General features: G+C 72.7%; 20 protein-coding genes. 12 read left to right on the forward strand and 8 right to left on the reverse strand.

Annotation, left to right across the window (positions count from 1 at the left end):
• Positions 1-143: 143 nt before the first annotated feature.
• Both BLW17_RS04020 and BLW17_RS04025 read right to left on the reverse strand, forming a co-directional pair.
• Positions 144-392 carry a hypothetical protein gene (locus BLW17_RS04020; protein ID WP_036732658.1) on the reverse strand — a complete coding sequence of 83 codons (249 nt, stop codon included), beginning with the start codon at positions 390-392 and terminating at the stop codon, positions 144-146.
• 67 nt (positions 393-459) lie between these two features.
• Positions 460-1,752, reverse strand: coding sequence for a sarcosine oxidase subunit beta family protein (locus BLW17_RS04025; RefSeq protein ID WP_074826088.1), 1,293 nt, complete (start codon positions 1,750-1,752; stop codon positions 460-462).
• A 191-nt stretch (positions 1,753-1,943) separates the two neighbouring features.
• Between BLW17_RS04025 and BLW17_RS04030 the strand changes: the two genes are divergently transcribed.
• From BLW17_RS04030 to zapE, 5 genes are all read left to right on the forward strand, one after another.
• Positions 1,944-2,369, forward strand: coding sequence for a universal stress protein (locus BLW17_RS04030; protein WP_036735523.1), 426 nt, complete (start codon positions 1,944-1,946; stop codon positions 2,367-2,369).
• Between the two features lie 630 nt (positions 2,370-2,999).
• A complete protein-coding gene (ccmI, locus tag BLW17_RS04035; protein WP_036735525.1) occupies positions 3,000-4,250 on the forward strand; it encodes a c-type cytochrome biogenesis protein CcmI in 1,251 nt (416 codons plus the stop codon).
• Positions 4,247-4,714: a Holliday junction resolvase RuvX gene (gene ruvX, locus BLW17_RS04040; protein ID WP_036704438.1), complete on the forward strand. Its 468-nt coding sequence runs from the start codon at positions 4,247-4,249 to the stop codon at positions 4,712-4,714. The genes ccmI and ruvX overlap by 4 nt, the downstream gene beginning before the upstream one ends.
• Positions 4,711-4,875, forward strand: coding sequence for a DUF1289 domain-containing protein (locus BLW17_RS04045; protein WP_074826091.1), 165 nt, complete (start codon positions 4,711-4,713; stop codon positions 4,873-4,875). The genes ruvX and BLW17_RS04045 overlap by 4 nt, the downstream gene beginning before the upstream one ends.
• A 226-nt stretch (positions 4,876-5,101) precedes the next feature.
• Positions 5,102-6,235, forward strand: a complete 1,134-nt coding sequence (gene zapE, locus BLW17_RS04050) for a cell division protein ZapE (protein WP_036735527.1) — start codon at positions 5,102-5,104, stop codon at positions 6,233-6,235.
• Between the two features lie 24 nt (positions 6,236-6,259).
• On the opposite strand, the gene BLW17_RS04055 is transcribed toward zapE, so the two are convergent.
• The 3 genes from BLW17_RS04055 to accD form a co-directional block, all read right to left on the reverse strand.
• Positions 6,260-7,288, reverse strand: coding sequence for a sensor histidine kinase (locus BLW17_RS04055; protein ID WP_052176554.1), 1,029 nt, complete (start codon positions 7,286-7,288; stop codon positions 6,260-6,262).
• A gap of 79 nt (positions 7,289-7,367) precedes the next feature.
• Complete coding sequence (locus tag BLW17_RS04060; protein ID WP_036735528.1) at positions 7,368-8,645, reverse strand: bifunctional folylpolyglutamate synthase/dihydrofolate synthase; 1,278 nt, start codon at positions 8,643-8,645, stop codon at positions 7,368-7,370.
• Positions 8,642-9,655: an acetyl-CoA carboxylase, carboxyltransferase subunit beta gene (accD, locus tag BLW17_RS04065; protein ID WP_036735532.1), complete on the reverse strand. Its 1,014-nt coding sequence runs from the start codon at positions 9,653-9,655 to the stop codon at positions 8,642-8,644. Before accD ends, BLW17_RS04060 begins: the two co-directional genes overlap by 4 nt.
• Positions 9,656-9,810: 155 nt before the next feature.
• On the opposite strand from accD, the gene cls reads away from it, so the two are divergent.
• Entirely contained in the window at positions 9,811-11,238 is a 1,428-nt protein-coding gene (cls, locus tag BLW17_RS04070; RefSeq protein ID WP_036735545.1) for a cardiolipin synthase, read from the forward strand.
• Here the strand turns inward: cls and BLW17_RS04075 are convergent, their stop codons facing one another.
• Positions 11,239-11,700, reverse strand: coding sequence for an Lrp/AsnC family transcriptional regulator (locus BLW17_RS04075; protein ID WP_036735534.1), 462 nt, complete (start codon positions 11,698-11,700; stop codon positions 11,239-11,241).
• Positions 11,701-11,817: 117 nt separating this feature from the next.
• Here BLW17_RS04075 and phhA point away from each other — a divergent pair, with 117 nt between their 5' ends.
• The 5 genes from phhA (at position 11,818) to BLW17_RS04100 (ending at position 16,024) form a co-directional block, all read left to right on the forward strand.
• A complete protein-coding gene (phhA, locus tag BLW17_RS04080; protein ID WP_036735536.1) occupies positions 11,818-12,612 on the forward strand; it encodes a phenylalanine 4-monooxygenase in 795 nt (264 codons plus the stop codon).
• Positions 12,609-12,956 (forward strand): 4a-hydroxytetrahydrobiopterin dehydratase, encoded by a 348-nt coding sequence (locus BLW17_RS04085; protein WP_036735539.1) that lies wholly within the window; start codon positions 12,609-12,611, stop codon positions 12,954-12,956. The genes phhA and BLW17_RS04085 overlap by 4 nt, the downstream gene beginning before the upstream one ends.
• Positions 12,957-13,053: 97 nt before the next feature.
• Positions 13,054-14,787: a dihydroxy-acid dehydratase gene (gene ilvD / locus BLW17_RS04090; protein WP_036735567.1), complete on the forward strand. Its 1,734-nt coding sequence runs from the start codon at positions 13,054-13,056 to the stop codon at positions 14,785-14,787.
• Positions 14,788-14,821: 34 nt separating this feature from the next.
• Positions 14,822-15,610, forward strand: coding sequence for a DUF6478 family protein (locus BLW17_RS04095; RefSeq protein ID WP_052175122.1), 789 nt, complete (start codon positions 14,822-14,824; stop codon positions 15,608-15,610).
• Positions 15,611-15,640: 30 nt separating this feature from the next.
• Complete coding sequence (locus BLW17_RS04100; RefSeq protein WP_036735569.1) at positions 15,641-16,024, forward strand: hypothetical protein; 384 nt, start codon at positions 15,641-15,643, stop codon at positions 16,022-16,024.
• A gap of 4 nt (positions 16,025-16,028) precedes the next feature.
• On the opposite strand, the gene BLW17_RS04105 is transcribed toward BLW17_RS04100, so the two are convergent.
• The gene (locus BLW17_RS04105) at positions 16,029-16,745 is read right to left on the reverse strand and encodes a GNAT family N-acetyltransferase (RefSeq protein WP_036735571.1); all 717 of its coding nucleotides are present in this window, start codon (positions 16,743-16,745) and stop codon (positions 16,029-16,031) included.
• Entirely contained in the window at positions 16,742-17,482 is a 741-nt protein-coding gene (locus BLW17_RS04110) for a competence/damage-inducible protein A (RefSeq protein ID WP_036735573.1), read from the reverse strand. Before BLW17_RS04110 ends, BLW17_RS04105 begins: the two co-directional genes overlap by 4 nt.
• Positions 17,483-17,603: 121 nt before the next feature.
• Between BLW17_RS04110 and map the strand changes: the two genes are divergently transcribed.
• Positions 17,604-18,464, forward strand: coding sequence for a type I methionyl aminopeptidase (map, locus tag BLW17_RS04115; protein ID WP_036735576.1), 861 nt, complete (start codon positions 17,604-17,606; stop codon positions 18,462-18,464).
• Positions 18,465-18,513 lie beyond the last annotated feature (49 nt).

Genomic DNA, 18,513 nt, shown 5'->3' on the forward strand with positions numbered 1-18,513 from the left:
GGCCCGAAGCGGGGCGCCCGTCACGAGAGTGCCGCGCGACCGGGGCGGCAGCCTTGACTTCGGTCAGCCGCGGCCAACCGCCGGCGCAGGCCGCTGGGCGCGGCGTCCGGCCCCCGCGCCGCAGCGCGAGGGCCGGGGGAGGCTCAGTTGGTCGCCGGAGCGGTCGTGGTGGTCGTGGTGGTCGATCTGGTGGTCTCGGCGGTGCCGCCAGCCGGGGCGGCCGGGGCAGCCGGGGCCGCAGGCGCGGTGGCTGCGGGGGCCTCGACGGTGACGTTGGTGCCGCCGGCCGGGGCGCCGCCGGCGTTGAGGTACCACACGATCGCCGCGACCGCGACGATGACGGCGCCGATGAGGAACCACAGGCCCGAGTTCGATTCGTTGTTGGTGGCCATGTCAGGCCCTCCGTGCTGGTGAATATGCCAGCCGGATGCCGCCAGTCCGTGGATTTTGCAAGCGGCATCAATGCGCCACCCCCGCCGCCACGCTCTCGTCGATGAACCGCCCCTCGGCGAAGCGTTCCAGCCCGAAGGGCGCGGCCAGCGGCCCCGGCGTCCCCTTCGCCACCAGCTCGGCCATCGCCCAGCCCGAGCCGGGGATCGCCTTGAACCCGCCGGTGCCCCAGCCGCAGTTGACGTAGATTCCCTCGACCGGGGTGCGCGACAGGATCGGCGAGCGGTCGCCGGTCATGTCCACGATCCCGCCCCACTGCCGCAGCATCTTGAGGCGGGAGAGCATCGGGAAGGTCTCGATCAGCGCCCGCACGGTCTCCTCGACATGGTGCCACGAGCCGCGCTGGGTGTAGTTCACGAACCCGTCCGTGCCGCCGCCGATCACCATCTCGCCCTTGTCGGACTGCGACAGATAGCCGTGGACCGTGTTGGCCATCACCACCACGTCGAGGCAGGGCTTGATCGGCTCGCTGACCAGCGCCTGCAGCGCGATCGATTCGATCGGCAGGCGGAACCCGGCCATGCCAGCCAGCACCGAGGAATGGCCCGCGACCACCATGGCGAGGCTGTCGCACTCGATCCGCCCCTTGGCCGTCTCGACCGCGCGGACCCGGCCGCCGGCGGTGTCCACGCCGGTCACGGCGCAGTTCTGGATGATGTGCATCCCCATGTCGCTGCAGGCCCGGGCATAGCCCCAGGCGACCGCGTCGTGGCGCGCGGTGCCGCCGCGTTCCTGGTAGAGCCCGCCCAGCACCGGGTAGCGCGGGCCGCCGATCTCGATGATCGGCACCAGCCGCTTGAGCTCGGCCGGGTCGATCCAGCGCGTCGCCACGCCCTGCAGGTGGTTGGCGTTCACCGTCCGGCGGTAGCCGCGCACCTCGTGCTCGGTCTGCGCCAGCATGATCAGCCCGCGCGGGCTGAACATGACGTTGTAGTTCAGGTCCTGGCTCAGCGTCTCGTAGAGCTTCAGCGCCTTGTCATAGATCGCCGCCGACGGGTCCTGCAGGTAGTTCGAGCGGATGATCGTGGTGTTGCGGCCGGTGTTGCCGCCGCCGAGCCAGCCCTTCTCGATCACCGCGACATCGGTGATGCCGTGGTTCTTGCCGAGGTAATAGGCGGTGGCGAGCCCGTGCCCGCCGGCGCCGACGATGACCACCTTGTAGCGCTTGCGCGGCGCAGGCGAGGCCCAGGCCCGGCCCCACCCCTGGTGCAGCCCCATCGCCTGCCGGGCGATGGCAAAGACCGAATAGCGCCCCGAACGTGCGGGGGCGGCGGGCGAAAGCGGGGGGCGGGCGTCGGCCATCGGCAAAGCCTGTGCTGCAAATCGGGACTTGGCGCCCAGACTGGGGCCGGGCGGGGCCGGGCGGCAAGGCGCTTTGCGACGGGGCAATGGAACCGTTGCGACATTGCGCCCGCGCCGCGCAGGGGGCATCAGCTTGCGGGGCGGCCGCCATCTGTGGTCCGCTCAGCCCCGAGGCTCAGAAAGGATTCGCCATGACCGCCCCCGTCCTCGTCGCGCTCGACCCCTCGGACATCGAGGCGCAGGCCCATATCCTCGCCGCAGCCCAGGCCGAGGCCGCCGCCCGCGGCGCGGGTCTGGCGCTGATCCTCGTGGTCGAGGGGATGCGCCACGCCGCCCACGGCCCCGCCTACGCCGAGCTGCGCCAGAGCCTGATGCAAGAGGCCGCCAACCGCGCCGACGCCTGGGCCCAGGGCGTCGTCGGCGGCCCGGTCGAGACGCACGTGGCCTATGGCGACGCCGACGAACAGATCCTCGCCGCGGCGGAGCGGCTGGGCGCGTCGGCCATCGTCATGGGTGAGCGCCGCGAACGCGCCATCGACCGGGTGCTCGGCTCTGTCGCGCAGGCGGTGAGCGCCCGGGCCGGCGTGCCGGTGGTGCTGGTGCCGCCGGTGGCGTGAGCCCGGGCGTCTGGCTTGGCGGAGTTTGGAATACGGCGCGCCGAGGCGCTGGTGGCCCCGGCCGTGTGAGGTTGGCGCCCGGCGGCGGCCGTGGGCTGCGGTGCTCGTCGGGCCGGCAGCGTTTGGGCGCGGCGCCCTGCCCCAGGGCATCGCGGGTGGCACTGTGGGATGCCTCCGGCGGGGATATTTGTGTCCAGCCCGAGGTGGGCGGCGTCGCGTGGGGGCCGGCACGGCGTCCGTCGGCGGAGGCTGCGCCGGCTCGGAACCGTGGGGGCGGGTCCGGGCACGCTGTCGCCCGCGGCGTCAGGCCCTCGTGCGTAAGGCGGTGGTGCGCCCGGATCGCCATAGGGTGTGCGCGGGGGCCGGCTGAACCGACGCCCGAGCGCCTTGCATCGCGGGGCGCGCGGGGGCGCGAACAGCGGCTGCGGGCGACCGCTGGGTGGCTCGCCACCCCGCCCGCGCGCGCGGCAGCGCACTGGGGCGCCCGCCCCGGGCCCCTGCGCCCGGCCGCAGGGGCGCGCCCATCGCCCCCGCACGTCGGCGTGAGCCGCGCGCCCCTGCGGCATGGCTGCGCTTTCGGTTGGCGGCGAAACCGCCTATCACCCTTGCGACCAAAGGGATGAGGCGGCGATGTTCTGGGTGATGGCGGCGGCGATGGTGGTGCTGGTGGCGGTGGCGATGCTGCGCCCCTTCCTGGGCCGCGGCGCCACCACGGTCGAGCCGCCTGCCGCCTATGACCTCCGCGTCTACCGCGACCAGCTGCGCGAGGTGGACCGCGACGTGGCCCGCAAGGTGCTGTCCGAGGCCGACGCCGAGCGCCTGCGGGTCGAGATCGGGCGCAAGGTGCTCGAGGCCGACAGGGCGCTGGCGCGGCAGACCGCGCCCCGGGGGGTCGCCCCGCGGCCGCTGGCGGCGGCGCTCGTGCTGGTCGCGCTGATCGCGGCCAGCGGCGCGGTCTACTGGACGTTCGGCAGCCCGACGATGCCCGACCTGCCGCTCAAGGCCCGGATCGCCGCCGCCGACGCGCGCATCGCCGCCCGCCCGACGCAGGCCGAGGCCGAAACCGCCGCCGCCGCGGCCCGCCCCGCCACCCCGACGCCGCCGACCCAGGCCGATGCCGACTACGTCAAGCTGGTCGAGCAGCTGCGCACCGCCGTGGCAAGCCGCCCGGGCGACCCGCAGGGCCTCGCCCTGCTGGCCGAGCACGAGGCACGGCTGGGCAATTTCACCGCCGCGCGCGAGGCGCAGGCGGGGCTCATCAAAGCCAAGGGCAGCGACGCCGACGCGCTCGACTACGCCCGCCTCGCCGGGCTGATGATCGAGGCCGCCGGCGGCGCCGTCTCGCGCGAGGCGGAAACGGCGCTTGACGAGGCACTGAAGCGCGACCCGCAGAACGGGCAGGCGCTCTATCTGCGCGGGCTGATGCTGGCACAGGTGGACCGGCCCGACCTCGCCTTCCCGATCTGGCGCGACCTGCTCGAAAGCGGGCGCGAGGACGGGCCGTGGATGGCGCCGATCCGCCAGCTCATGCCGGATCTGGCGTGGCTCGCCGGGCATCCCGACTACCGGATGCCGGGCGACGCGCCGGCGGGGGCGCCGATGATGCCCGGGCCTGATGCCGCCGCCGTGGCCGCGGCGGGGGACATGACGCCCGAAGAACAGCAGCAGATGATCGCCGGCATGGTCCAGCGGCTCGAGACGCGGCTCTCGGAAGAAGGCGGCACGCCCGAGGAATGGAGCCGCCTGATCACCTCGCTCGTGCGGCTCGGCAACACCGACCACGCGCGCGAGATCCTGGCCGAGGCCAAGGCCCGCTTCGCGGCCCAGCCCGAGGCGCTCGCCACCGTCACCGCCGCGGCCGACAGCGTCGGGCTGAAATGATCTGCCCCGACATGACCGCCTTTGCCGCGGCATTGCCGCGGGCCGGGGCGCTCGCCGGGCTCGACCTCGGGACGAAGACCATCGGGGTGGCGGTGTCGGACGGGCTGCGGCAGGTCGCCTCGCCGCTGACGGTGATCCGGCGGGTGAAGTTCACCCAGGATGCCGCCGCCGTGCTGGCGCTGGCGGCCGAGCGCGGCCTGGCCGGGCTGGTGCTGGGGCTGCCGCTGAACATGGACGGCAGCGAGGGGCCGCGCGCCCAGTCCACCCGCGCCTTCGCCCGCAACCTCGAGCGGCTGACGCCGCTGCCGATCGGCTTCTGGGACGAGCGGCTGTCCACCGTCGCGGCCGAGCGCGCGCTGATCGAGGGCGACACCTCGCGCAGGCGCCGCGCCGAGGTGATCGACCAGGTGGCGGCGGGGTATATCCTGCAGGGGGCGCTCGACCGGCTGCGGTATCTCGGATGAGCGTCGCCAGCCCCTGCCGCAACATCTGCACGCTGGAACGCGACCGTCGCCTGTGCCTCGGCTGCGGACGGACACTGGACGAGATCGGCCGCTGGTCGCGGATGACCGAGGCCGAGAAGCAGGCCGTGCTCGACCGCCTCGCCCGCCGGGCGGCGGACTGACGGGGCCGAAGGGCGCGCACGGGAGGTGAGTCGGGGCCATGCCCGGACCCTGCCACGGCGCCGGTTAACATCCCCTGAACGCCACCGGTCCCTCCCCCACGAACCTCCCCATTCTTCCTTGCAAAAATATCCCGCGGGGGTGCGGGGGCGCGAAGCCCCCGCCTGCGGCAGCGCACGTCCCGCGCCGCCCCTTGCCCCGCGGGCGCGGATTTGGCACCTCCGACGCATGGCCGATCCCGTGTCCCACCCCGTCACCGCCGCCTACGAGGCCCGCGTCGCCGCCGGCGCGCTCAGCGGCGACCCGGCGCAGCGCGCCGTCCTGCCGGTGCTCGACCGGCTGGTGGCCGCGCTCGCCCGCCAGCCGGCGCCGGGCAAGCCGGGCGGGCTGCTCGGCCGGCTGTTCGGGGCGGCCGCCTCGGCCCCGCCGCAGGGGCCGGCGCCGCGCGGGCTCTATCTCTGGGGCGGCGTCGGGCGCGGCAAGTCCATGCTGATGGACCTGGTGATGGAGACCGCCCCCACCGAGGCCAAGCGCCGGGTGCATTTCCACGCCTTCATGCAAGAGGTCCACGCGGGCCTCAACGCTGCCCGCGCGCGGGGCGACGCCGATGCGGTGCGCCCCGTCGCGGACGCCATCGCCGACAAGACGAGGCTCTTCTGCTTCGACGAGATGCAGATCACCGACATCGCCGATGCGATGATCGTCGGGCGGCTGTTCCAGGTGCTGTTCGACCGCGGCGTGGTCGTCGTCACGACCTCGAACCGGGTGCCCGAGGACCTCTACAAGCACGGGCTGAACCGGGCGCTGTTCCTGCCCTTCATCGCGCTCATCCGCGAGCGGATGCAGGTGGTGCGGCTCGACAGCGACACCGACCACCGGCAGGACCGGACGCAGGGCGGGCAGGTGTGGTTCTCGCCCGCCGAAAGCGTGGCGCGTGAGGCGCTGGACGCGGCATGGGACGCGCTGACCGACGGCGCGGCGCCCCTGCCCTATGACCTGCCCGTGGGCGGCCGCACGGTGCCGATCCCGGCCGCCGCGGGCAAGGTCGCGCGGGCGGGGTTCTGGGATCTCTGCGGCAAGGCGCTCGGCCCGGCCGACTACCTCGCCCTCGCCGAGCGGTTCGAGGTGCTGATCCTCGACGCCATCCCCCGGCTCGGCTCGCAGAACTACGACGCGGCCAAGCGCTTCGTCACGCTGGTCGATGCGCTCTACGAGGCGCGGGTGCGGCTGATCGCCAGCGCCGCCGACGAGCCCGAACGGCTCTACATCGAGGGCACCGGCAGCTTCGAGTTCGAGCGCACGGCCTCGCGCCTGCGCGAGATGCGCGACGCCGCCTGGGGCCGGAACCGCGCCGCGGGCTGAGCCGCGGCAAGGCCCCTGCCCCGCTCAGGCGTCGTCGCCCGAGGGCTCGCGCTCGCGTTCGCGCAGCGGAAAGACGATCGCCACCCGCGTCCCGCGATCCGAGCTCTCGACGCCCAGCCGGCCGTCGATCTGCTGGACGAAGGCCTCGATCAGCCCGGTGCCGATCCCCGGCTCGCGCGCGGGGTCATGGGTCGCGGCGGTGCCGATGCCGTCATCGGTGACCGACAGCTCGACCCGCTCGGGGTCCACCCGCCGCAGCACCACCCGGATGGTGCCACGCCGCCCGGCCGGAAAGGCGTATTTCAGCGCGTTGGTCATCACCTCGTTGAGCAGCAGCCCCAGCGGCGCGGCGCGCGCGGTGGGCAGGCACTCGGCGGCGATGTCGCAGCGCACCTCGATCTGCGTCGCGTCCGCGACCAAATGGGCGACCGAGTTGACGACCTCGGGCAGGTAGCGCTCGGCGGCGACCTCGGACACGTCCGCGGCGCGGTTGAGCGCCCGGTAGAGCGCCGTCACCGCCGCCAGCCGCGTCACGATCCCCGCCAGCGCGCGCTGGCCCGCGGGCTCGTCCAGCCGCCGCGCCTCCATCCGCACGATCGAGGTGATCATGGCCAGCGTGTTCATCACCCGGTGGTTCAGCTCGGCGAGCAGGTTCTCGGCCTTCTGCCGCGCCTCCTCGCGCTCCCGCTCGATCCTCAGCCGCTCGGTGACGTCGCGGAAGACAAGGGCGAAGCAGCCGTCGGGCTTCACCGGCGTGGCAAAGACGTCGAAGTCGCGGCCCATCACCTCTGACCGGCTCTGGAACCGGATCGAGGTGCCGCGGGCGACTTGGTCGTAGCGCTCGAACCACTCCTGCTCGAGCCCGGGGACCATCTCGCGCGCCGTGCGGCCCTCGGCGCCGACCAGCCCGGTCATCGTCTCGAACAGCGGATTGGTCTCGAGGAAGCGATAGTCGAGCGGCGCGCCGTCCGGCCCGCGCAGCATCTCGCACAGGCAATAACCGTCGTCGATCACCTCGAAGAGCTGGTCGAGATAGGGGCGGGCGAGGGTCACGCGAATCGCTTTTCGAAATGGCTGACGGGGGTATGCAGGCGCCCGATATAACACGGAAATCCGCGCCGCAACGGACCGATCAGCCGTTCTCGCGCAGCACCCGTCCGGCGAGGTACAGCGAGCCGCAGATCAGCAGCCGCGCGCCGGGGTGGGCGGCGGCGAGCGCACCCACCGCCGCGCCCGCATCCGCGGCGGTGCCGGCCGGCAGCCCGGCGGCGCGGGCGGCGGCGGCGGTCGTCTCGGCCGGCAGCGTGTTGGCCTCGCCCGGAATGGCCACCGCGGTCAGGCTTTCGGCCACGGCGGCCAGCGGCGCCATGTAGCCCGCCACGTCCTTGGTGTTCAGCATCCCGCAGATCAGATGCGTGGGCCGCGGTGGCATCGCCGCCAGCGTCGCGGCCACCGCCGCCCCGCCCGCCGGGTTGTGGCCGCCGTCGAGCCACAGCTCGCAGCCGCCCGCCTGCGCGGCCTCGACCAGCGGGCCGCGGGTCAGGCGCTGCATCCGGGCGGGCCATTCGACCCGCGTCATCGCCGCCGCCGCCTCGGCCTGCCCGTAGCCCAGTTCGCGCAGGGCGGCGATGGCGGTGCCGGCGTTGTCGATCTGGAACGGCCCCGGCAGGGCCGGCAGCGGCAGGTCCAAGAGCCCGCGCTCATCCTGATAGACCAGCGCGTCGCCTTCGCGCGCGGCGGTCCAGTGCTGCCCTGCGACCGCCAGCGGACAGCCGAGCCGCGCAGCGCGCGCCTCGATCACTGCCAGCGCCTCGTCCTGCTGGCGGGCCACGACACAGGGCACGCCGCGCTTGAGGATGCCGGCCTTTTCGCCGGCAATCTCGGCCAGCGTCTCGCCCAGATACTGGGTGTGGTCGATCGAGACGGGGGTGATGACCGTCAGCCGCGGCGCGCCGACCACGTTCGTCGCGTCCAGACGCCCGCCGAGGCCCACCTCGAGCAGCGTCACGTCGGCCGGCGTCCGGGCGAAGGCGAGGAACGCCGCCGCGGTGGTGATCTCGAAGAAGGTGATGGGGCGGCCGGCGTTCACCGCCTCGACCTCGGCCAGCACTGCGGCCAGCGCCGCGTCGCCGATCAGGTCGCCGGCCAGCCGGATGCGCTCGTTGAAATACGCCAGATGCGGCGAGGTATAGGCGTGGACGCGCAGCCCCGCCGCCTCGAGCCCCGCGCGCAGATAGGCCTGCGTCGAGCCCTTGCCGTTGGTCCCGGCGATGTGGATCACCGGCGGGATCGCGTCCTGCGGGTTCCCGAGGTCCGCGAGCAGCGCCGTCAGCCGGTCGAGCGACAGGTCGATGACCTTGGGATGCAGCGCCGTCAGCCGGGCGAGGATGGCGTCCGTCGCGTCGCTCACGCCTTGGCGTTCTTTCGCGCGGCGGCCGGGACCGGGCCGGGCGCCTCGGCCGCCACCGGGGCGGCGTCGGCGGGCTGGAACGCGGCCGAGGGCTCCGCCGGCGCGTCGGGCAGTGCCACCGGGATGGCGCCGGGCGCCGGCAGGTCGGCCACGATCGGCGCCGATTGCCGGGTCAGCATCCGCAGGATCGTCACCAGCTCGGCCCGCAGGTGCTTGCGGTGCGTCACCCGGTCCAGCATCCCGTGCTCGAGCAGATACTCGGCGCGCTGGAACCCCTCGGGCAGCTTCTCGCGGATGGTCTGCTCGATCACCCGCGGCCCGGCAAAGCAGATCAGCGCGTTCGGCTCGGCGATCTGGACGTCACCCAGCATGGCGTAGCTGGCCGTCACCCCGCCGGTGGTGGGATGGGTCAGGACGACGACATAGGGCAGCCGCGCCTCTTTCAGCATCTGCACCGCGACGGTGGTGCGGGGCATCTGCATCAGCGACAGGATGCCCTCCTGCATCCGCGCGCCGCCGGCGGCCGAGAACAGCACCAGCGGCCGCTTGAGCGCCACCGCGCGCTCGGCCGCGGCGAGGATGGCATTGCCGACATACATCCCCATCGACCCGCCCATGAAGCTGAAGTCCTGCGCCGCCGCGACGATGGCGGTGCGCCCGACCTCGCCCTCGGCGACCAGCATCGCCTCGCGCTCGCCGGTCTGCTTCTGCGCGGCCTTGAGGCGCTCGGGGTATTTCTTCTGGTCCTTGAAGCCCAGCGGGTCGGCCAGCGGCTCGGGCACCTTGACCTCGACGAAGGCGCCGCCGTCGAAGAGCGCGGTGAACCGCGCCCGCGGCGTGATCGCCAGGTGATGGTCGCACGAGGTGCAGACGTTCAGGTTGTCGGCGAGTTCCCGGTGAAACAGCATCGTCCCGCATTCCGGGCACTTGGTCCACAGGTTCTCGGGCACCTCGCGGCGCGAGAACAGGCTGTTGATGCGCGGGCGGACATAATTGGTGATCCAGTTCATCGCTGTTCCCTTGCGGTCGGCCTCGGGTCGGCCTTCGGGCGGCCTTGCGCGCCCCGGCCGGAACCGCGGCCGGACAGCGCCCTGCGTCAGGGGCGTGAGATAGGCCGCACCGTCCGCGATTGCAATCGGCGCGCGGGGGCGGCCCTATGGCGGCCATGTGGGGACAGATCATCCTCTGGGCGCATATCCTGGCCGCGGTGGCGGTCAGCCTGCGGGTGCTGACGCGCCCGCAGATGGAGCCGCCGGTCCGCCTCGCCTGGATCCTCGTGGTCGAGGCGCTGCCGCTGATCGGCATCGCGGGCTACCTGCTCTTCGGCGAGATCCGCATGAACGGCCGCGACCGGCAGCGGCGCGAGGACATCCGCGAGCGGCTGACCGGCCTCTGGACCCCGAGCCCGCAGGCGGTCGAGGCGCCCCCCGACTCGGCCCGCGCGGTCTTGGACATGAACCGTGCGGCGGGCGGGTTCGAGCCGGTGTCGGGCAACGACATCCACCTGCTGCCCGAGGACGATTCGGCCATCGACGCGGTGGTCGAGGCGATCGACGCGGCCGCCGACCACGTCCACATGCTGTTCTACATCTGGCTGGACGACGTGTCGGGCCGCAAGGTCGCCGCCGCCGCCTGCCGCGCCGCGCGCCGGGGCGTGGCGGTGCGGGTGATGGTGGACGGGCTCGGCTCGCGCGCGCTCACCCGCTCGGCCACGTGGGAGGAGATGCGCGCCGCGGGCGTCGACTGCCGCCGCGTCGACCCGGTGCGGTTGTCGCTGGTGCGCGCGATGCTCAGCCGCGTGGACCTGCGCAACCACCGCAAGATCGTGGTGATCGACCACACGCTCGGCTTCACCGGCAGCCGCAACTGCGCCGACATGGCCTTTGCGGTGAAGCCGCGGTTCGCGCCGTGGGTCGACATCCTCGCCCGCATCCGCGGCCCGGTGGTGCGGCAGATGCAGGCGGTGTTCCTGCAGGACTGGATGACCGCGACCGGCGCCGACCTCGGCGCGATGCTGACCCATGTGCTGCCCCCCGGCGGCCCGGACCAGATCGCCCAGGTGCTGCCCACCGGGCCCGACCGGCACGTCGCGGGGCTGTCGGACGCGATGATGACGCTGATCCTGAGCGCCCGGCGCAGCATCACCATCTCGAACCCCTACTACGTCCCCGACCAGGCGGTGGACGCGGCGCTGCGGGCCGCGGCGCTGCGCGGGGTCGAGGTCACGATGATCCTGCCCCGGCGCAACGATTCGCTCTTCGTCGGCGCGACCAGCGAGGGGTTCTTCGGCGGGCTGGCCGAGGCCGGGGTGCGGCTGTGGCAGTTCGTGCCGGGGCTGCTGCACGCCAAGATCATGACCGTGGACGGGCAGCTGGCGATGATCGGCTCGGCCAATCTCGACCGCCGCAGCTTCGAGCTGAACTACGAGATGAACCTGACCGTCGTGGACCCGGTGCTGACGGCCGAGCTGGACGCGCGGCAGGCCAGCTACCTCGCCCGCGCCGTGCCGCTGACGGCCGAGGACATCGCCGCCTGGCCGATGTGGCGGCGGGTGCGCAACAACGCGCTGGCGCTGGCGACACCGCTGCTGTGATCACACCGGCAGCGCGGTGGTGTATTTCGTCTGCCGCAGGACGAAGTTCGTCACCGTCGCCCGGATGATCCCGGTCGCCAGCAGCCGCCGCATCAGGAACCGCTCGAGCCCCTCGGCATCCTCGGCCACGATCTTGAGCAGATAGTCCGACGCCCCGGTGATGGTCGCGCATTCCACCACCTGATCCTCGGCCTGCACGAAGCGGTCGAAGGCGGCGATGGTCTCCTCTCGGTGGTCGAGCAGCGAGACCTGCACATAGGCGAGCGCCGAGAGCCCCAGCGCCCGGGGCGGCACCAGCACCACCTGCGCGGCGATGACGCCGTCCTCGGTCATCCGCCGCACCCGCCGCCACGCGGGCGAGGCCGAGAGCCCGGCGCGCTCGGCCAGCTCCTGCGTCGAGAGCGTGGCATCGCGCTGAAGCACCCGCAGCAGCCGGCGGTCGGTGTCGTCGAGGTCAGGCATGGGATACCTCTTAACGGCCCGCATGGGGCATGACGTTTCCCTACCCTGCACCACATCCCCGCCTGCGGCAAGATCTTGTGCCGCGTTCGGGTAAACTGGACCACGGGAGGACTTACCATGCCGAAATCGACCGAATACGAGGCCAAACAGCCCGACGCGGACGGATTCATCGCCTACACGCCCGAGGAGGACGCGGTCTGGGCCGATCTGGTCGCCCGCCAGATGCCCGCGGTGCGCCGTGACATGGCGCTGCCCTATCTCGACGGGCTGGCCAAGCTCGACCTGCCCACGGCGCGGGTTCCGCAATGCCCCGAGGTCAGCGAACGGCTGCGCGATCTGACCGGCTGGCGGGTCGAGCCGGTGCCGGCGCTGATCGGCTTCGGCCGCTTCTTCGGGATGCTTGCCGACCGGACCTTTCCGGCCGCCAGCTTCATCCGCAAGCGCAAGCACTTCGACTACATCGAGGAACCCGACATCTTCCACGAGATCTTCGGGCACACGCCGCTGCTGACCGACCCGGCCTTCGCGGCCTTCTCGCAGGCGATCGGGCAGGCCGGGACGCGGGCCGAGAAGCCGGATTACGCCTGGCTGATCCGGCTCTACTGGTTCTCGATCGAGTTCGGGCTGACGCGCGAGGACGGGCGGCTCAAGGCGCTTGGCTCGGGGCTGGCGTCGTCGGTGACCGAGTTGCCGTGGTCGATCTCGGACGCGCCCCAGCACCGGCCCTTCGGCGTGATCGACATCCTGCGGACGCCCTATCGCATCGACATCCACCAGCCGCTTTACTTCGTGATCGACCGGCTGGACGATCTTTTTGCCGCCGCCGACCGCGACCTGCTGGCCGACGTGCGGCAGGCCCGCGCGCTGGGGTTGCACCCGCCCGCATACCCCCCGAAGGAGGAGGTGGCATGACTGACCCGACCTGCGATCTCGCCGCCCGCGACTGCGTGCCCTGCCAGGGGGGCGTGGCGCCCATGGACGCCGCCGCCGCCCGGGCGGCGCTCGGGGGGATCGAGGGCTGGACGCTCTCGGACGACGCCCGCGCGATCCACCGCCGCTTCGCCTTCAAGGGCTTTGCCAAGGCGGTCGAGATGGCGAACCTCGCCGCGTGGCTGGGTAATAGCCAGGGCCACCACCCCGACATCGCCTTCGGCTGGGGCTATTGCGAGGTGACCTTCACCACCCACGAGGCCGGGGGGCTGACCGAGAACGACCTGATCTGCGCGGCCAAGCTGAACGCAGTGCTGGCGGTCTGAGCGCGCGGGCGGGCACTCCGCCCCGCGCTGCCCCCTCCCGCGCCCTTGCCCCCCGCCCGGCCCGGCACTATTCCGGACCCCAGCCAAGGGGGACGCCATGAAGAACACGCGCTTCGACAAGTCGAAACTGCCCAGCCGTCACGTGACCGAAGGGCCGGCGCGTGCCGCGCATCGCAGCTATCTCTACGCGATGGGCGTGACCGAAGAGGAAATCCACCAGCCGCTGGTCGGCGTGGCGACCTGCTGGAACGAGGCCGCGCCGTGCAACATCGCGCTGAACCGTCAGGCGCAGGTCGTGAAGATGGGCGTCAAGCGCGGCGGCGGCACGCCGCGCGAGTTCACCACCATCACCGTGACCGACGGCATTGCCATGGGACACGAGGGGATGCGCTCGTCGCTCGCCTCGCGCGACGCCATCGCCGACACGGTGGAACTGACCATGCGCGGGCACTGCTACGACGCGCTTGTGGGCCTTGCCGGCTGCGACAAGTCGCTGCCCGGGATGATGATGGCGATGGTGCGGCTGAACGTGCCGTCGGTCTTCATCTACGGCGGGTCGATCCTGCCCGGCCGCTATCAGGGCCGCGACATCACCGTGCAGGACATGTTCGAGGCCGCGGGCAAGCACGCCGCGGGCCTGATCTCGGACGCCGAGCTCGACATCATGGAGCGCGTGGCCTGCCCGTCCTCGGGCGCCTGCGGGGCGCAGTACACCGCCAACACCATGGCCTGCGTCTCCGAGGCGATCGGGCTCGCGCTCATCAACTCGTCCGGCGCGCCCGCGCCCTACGAGAGCCGCGATCAGTTCTGCGACGCCTCGGGCTTCGCGGTCATGAACCTGATCGAGAAGAACATCCGCGCCCGCGACATCGTGACCCGCAAGAGCCTCGAGAACGCGGCCCGCGTCGTGGCCTGCACGGGCGGGTCCACCAACGGCGGTCTGCACCTGCCGGCGCTCGCGCATGAGGCGGGGATCGACTTCGACCTCTTCGACGTATGCGACATCTTCAAGGACACCCCCTATTTCGTGAACCTGCGGCCGGGCGGCGAATACGTCGCCAAGGACCTGTTCGAGGTCGGCGGCATCCCGGTGGTGATGAAGGAGCTGGCCAAGGCGGGGCTTCTGCACCTCGACTGCCTGACCGCCTCGGGCCGGACGCTGGGCGAGGAGCTGGACGAGATCCGCGGCGAGCCGGACGGAAAGGTCATCCACCCCGTCGAGACGCCGATCACCAGGACCGGCGGCGTCGTCGGGCTGAAGGGCAACCTCGCGCCCGAGGGCGCCATCGTGAAGGTCGCGGGGATGAGCGAGGCCGAGCAGGTCTTCACCGGCCCCGCCCGCGTCTTCGAGTGCGAGGAAGAGGCGTTCGCGGCCGTGCAGGCCCGCACCTACAAGGAAGGCGAGGTCATCGTGATCCGCAACGAGGGCCCCGCCGGCGGGCCGGGGATGCGCGAGATGCTGGCGACCACCGCGGCGCTCTCGGGTCAGGGGATGGGCAAGAAGGTGGCGCTGATCACCGACGGCCGCTTCTCGGGCGCCACCCGCGGGTTCTGCGTCGGCCACGTCGGCCCCGAGGCCGCGCATGGCGGGCCGATCGCGCTGGTGCGCGACGGCGACATCATTACGCTCAACGCCATCGAGGGCACCATCTCGGTCGACCTGACCGACGAGGAACTCGCCTCCCGCAAGGCCGCCTGGGCGGGGCCGCGCAAGACCGACTATGCCTCGGGCGCGCTGTGGAAATACGCCCAGCTCGTCGGCGTGGCGCGGCTGGGCGCCGTCACCCACCCCGGCGCCAAGGCCGAGACCCACGTCTACATGGACCAGTGACCGGCACCGCCGGTCCGACGGGGGCGCCGCAACGATGGCCATCCAACCGCGCCGCTGGGTCAGGAACAGGCTGCGCCTGCGCGCGATGGGCGAGTGGCAGCGGCTGGCCGAAGCCACCGGCGGCATGACCCTGCGCCGGCTGCGCGAGTTGCAGGACGACGCGCGCGGCCTCAGGCGCAGCGCCGACCGCTTCATCGCCAGCGCGCAGAGCCGGCTTGACAGCGTCCAGCGGCCGGTCGATCTGGCCGACCTGCCGCGCGGCACCGACTGGCGCTGGCGGCCGCCGTTCCTGTCGACCCGGATCGCGCCGTCGGGCATCGCCGCCCCCGCCTCGGGGACGTGGCTGGGCGAGCAGGCGGCGGTCTGGCACGACTGCCCGGCCGGCGCGCTGATCCTGCGGCAGATGCCGAACCGCGGCGCCGCCGATCTGGCGCCCTTCGGCCTGCTGCTCGAGACGCTGGGGTTCTCGGGCAGCTACCTGTCGGTCTCGGTCACCCTGCCCGACGCCGCCCGCGACGGGCTGACCCGCGCCCATATCATCCGGCTCGACGTGACGCTGACCGTCGAGCGCCCGATGAGCATCTATGCCCGGCTGAACATCGGCCACGGGCCGAACACCGACACGCTGCTGCGCCATCTCGGCGACATCGCCCCCGGCCCCGAGCCGGTCGCGCGCGAGATCGAGTTCGACCTGCACTACGTCGAGATGAACGAGAAGCGGCTCGAGAAGCTGTGGCTCGACCTGATCTTCGAGGCGCCGCAGATGAATGCGGTGCGCATCCGCGACCTGTTCCTGTCGCGGCATCTGCGCGCCGATGTGTAACGCCCGATGGCTGACCCAAGGGGGCCCGACATGACCCGTCCGTTCGTCTCGCTCGGCCTCAAGTCCGGGGTGTGGGAGGGGCGGCTGCCCGACGGCCCCGCCCCCGGCCGGGTGGCGCTGACGCTGAACGGCCGCACCGTGGGCCAGGCCGAGGTCACACCCGGCGCCGAGAGCGGCTGGAACATTCGCGCCGCCCTGCCGGTCGAGACGCTGTCCGAGGGGGTGCAGACCTATACGCTCATCGCCGATGATGGCGCCGGCGTGGACGCCCCGCGGCCCGGCGCGATGCGGCTCGGGCACCTGCCGCTGCTCGCGGGCGAGGCGCTCGACGCCGACCTGCGGGCCGAGATCGACCTGCTCAGGGCCGAAGTGGACCTGCTCAAGCGCGAGTTCCGGCGGCTGGCGACCGAGTGACGGCTCAGCCGCCGCGCTGCCAATAGGCGTAGCGGCCGACCGGCGCGAAGCCGAGCCCGGCATAGAGCGCGCGCGCCGCGGCGTTCGCCTCGGTCACCGCGAGCGCCAGTTCGGTGGCGCCGTGCCGGGCGGCGAAATCGGCCGCGCGGCGGACCATCCACGCGCCGAGACCCTTGCCCCGCCAGCGCGGCAGCACCGCCAGCGCGTGCAGCGTGCCGATGCCGCCGTGCACCGCGGCAAAGGCGGCGCCGGCGGCGCGATCCTCGACCCGGCCGAGGATCGCCGTGTGCGGCCCCGCCACCCGCGCCATCACCGCCTGCCGCGCGTCCCCGACCCCAAGCTGGCGCCACAGGTCGCGCTGGATCGCCAGCGGCGGCCAGGATTCGAGCGCCGTCACCGGCGGGATCGCCCGGTCGGTCAGCGGCCCGAGCGGTGCCGACAGGATCAGCGTGGGGTTGGCGGCGCGATACCCCCGCGCCGCAAGCGCCGCGGCCAGCGCGTCGTCGCCGTCCTCGACCGAGAACAGCGCCGGCTGGCCCCAGCCGGCATGGGTCGCCTCGGCCGCGGCAATGTCGGCCTCATCCCAGTCGCCCACCACCCGGGCGGCGCTGACCCGGCCGCCGCCGCCCATGCCCCGGCCGACCCGCAGCCCGCCGTGGTCGGCATAGTCGGCCGCGGGCCAGGTCGCCTGCCAGGCGGCGTCGAACGCCGGTGAGATCACAGCCCGAGCCGGGTGCCGAGCGCTGCGAGCGCGGCCTCGACGCGGGCGGAGTCGAGCCCGCGGATCACGAGGTTGGTGCCGAAGCGCCCCTCCTCGCGGAAGGGATAGCTGCCGAGCGACAGGTCCGGGAACGCGGCCGCGACCTCGCGCAGCCCCTCGGCCACGTCGGACTCGGGGCGCTCGACCCGGACGGTGCGGCTGACCGGCGGGCGGCCGGGGTTGAGCCGCGGGACCAGCGCCTCGACCATGCTGCGGAACACCGAGGGGACCCCGGCCATGACGTGCGCGCCGCCGATGGAAAAGCCCGGCGCGGCGGACTCGGCATTCTCGATCAGCGTCGCGCCGACCGGGATGCGGGCCATCCTGAGGCGGGCGGGCGTGATCTCCATCCCCAGCCGGGTCCAGCGCTCCTCCATCATGCGGCGGGCGTCGGCGTTGACCTCGATCCCCACGCCATAGGCGTCGGCCACGGCGTCGGCGGTGATGTCGTCGTGGGTCGGGCCGATGCCGCCCGAGGTGAACACCATGTCCCAGTCCCCACCGAGGTGGCGGTCGAGCGCCCGAAGCGCCCCCACGATCGCGGCATGGTCGTCGGGCACCACGCGAATCTCGCGCAGGTCGATGCCGATGCCGTTCAGGATGCCGGCGAGGTGGTGGGCGTTCAGGTCGCGGGTGCGGCCGGACAGGATCTCGTCCCCGATCAGCAGGATCGCGGCGGTCGGATTGTCGGATTGCATCAGGCGTCCCCCGGGTGTCTAGCCGGGCGAGGCCCGGTGCGGGCGCATAATGCCCGGCCTGAGGGCTGGAACAAGGCCCCGCCGGGGTCTATCTGGCACCTCAAGCGAAAGGATCAGCCCGATGAACGACCCGCGCCTCACCCGCGAAGGCATCCGCATCCATGCCCCCGAGGATTTCGCCGGAATGCGCGCCGCCGGCGCCGCCGCCGCGCTGATCCTGGACGAGGTGGGCCCGCGCGTGGCCCCCGGCGTGACCACGGCCGAGCTGGACGACTTCATCAACGCCCGGGTGGCCGAGCTGGGGCTGACCAGCGCCACCGTCGGCTATCGCGGCTACCAGCACGCGAGCTGCATCAGCGTGAACCACGTCGTCTGCCACGGCATCCCCGGCCAGCCGATCCCCAAGGGCCGCGACGAGACGATCTCGCGCGATCTCGAGAAGCGGCGCGACAGCGATGCGCTGCTCGAGGGCGACATCCTCAACATCGACGTGACGGTGATCAAGGACGGCTGGTACGGCGACAGCTCGCGCATGTACGTCGCCGGGCCGGTGTCCGAGCGCGCGGCGCGGCTGATCCGGGTGACCCACGACTGCCTGATGAAGGGGATCGAGGCGGTGCGCCCCGGCGCCACCTTCGGCGACATCGGCGCGGCGATCCAGACCTACGCCGAGGGCCAGCGGATGTCGGTGGTGCGCGACTTCTGCGGCCACGGGCTGGGCCGGGTGTTCCACGCGCCGCCGAACGTCCTGCACTTCGGCCGGCCCGGAAAGGGCCCGATGCTGGAAGAGGGGATGTTCTTCACCATCGAGCCGATGATAAACCTCGGCCGGGCCGAGACGCGCATCCTCGCCGACGACTGGACCGCGGTCACGCGCGACAAGTCGCTGTCGGCGCAGTTCGAGCATTCCGTCGGCGTGACCGCGGACGGGTGCGAGATCTTCACCCTCTCGCCCGGTGGGGTGTTCTTCCCCGACCTTTGAGGCCGTGCCACCGAGTCTTCGGGCCAGACGGACGCAGCTGAGGGCGGCG

This window comes from Paracoccus sanguinis (assembly GCF_900106665.1).
Lineage (GTDB): Bacteria > Pseudomonadota > Alphaproteobacteria > Rhodobacterales > Rhodobacteraceae > Paracoccus > Paracoccus panacisoli.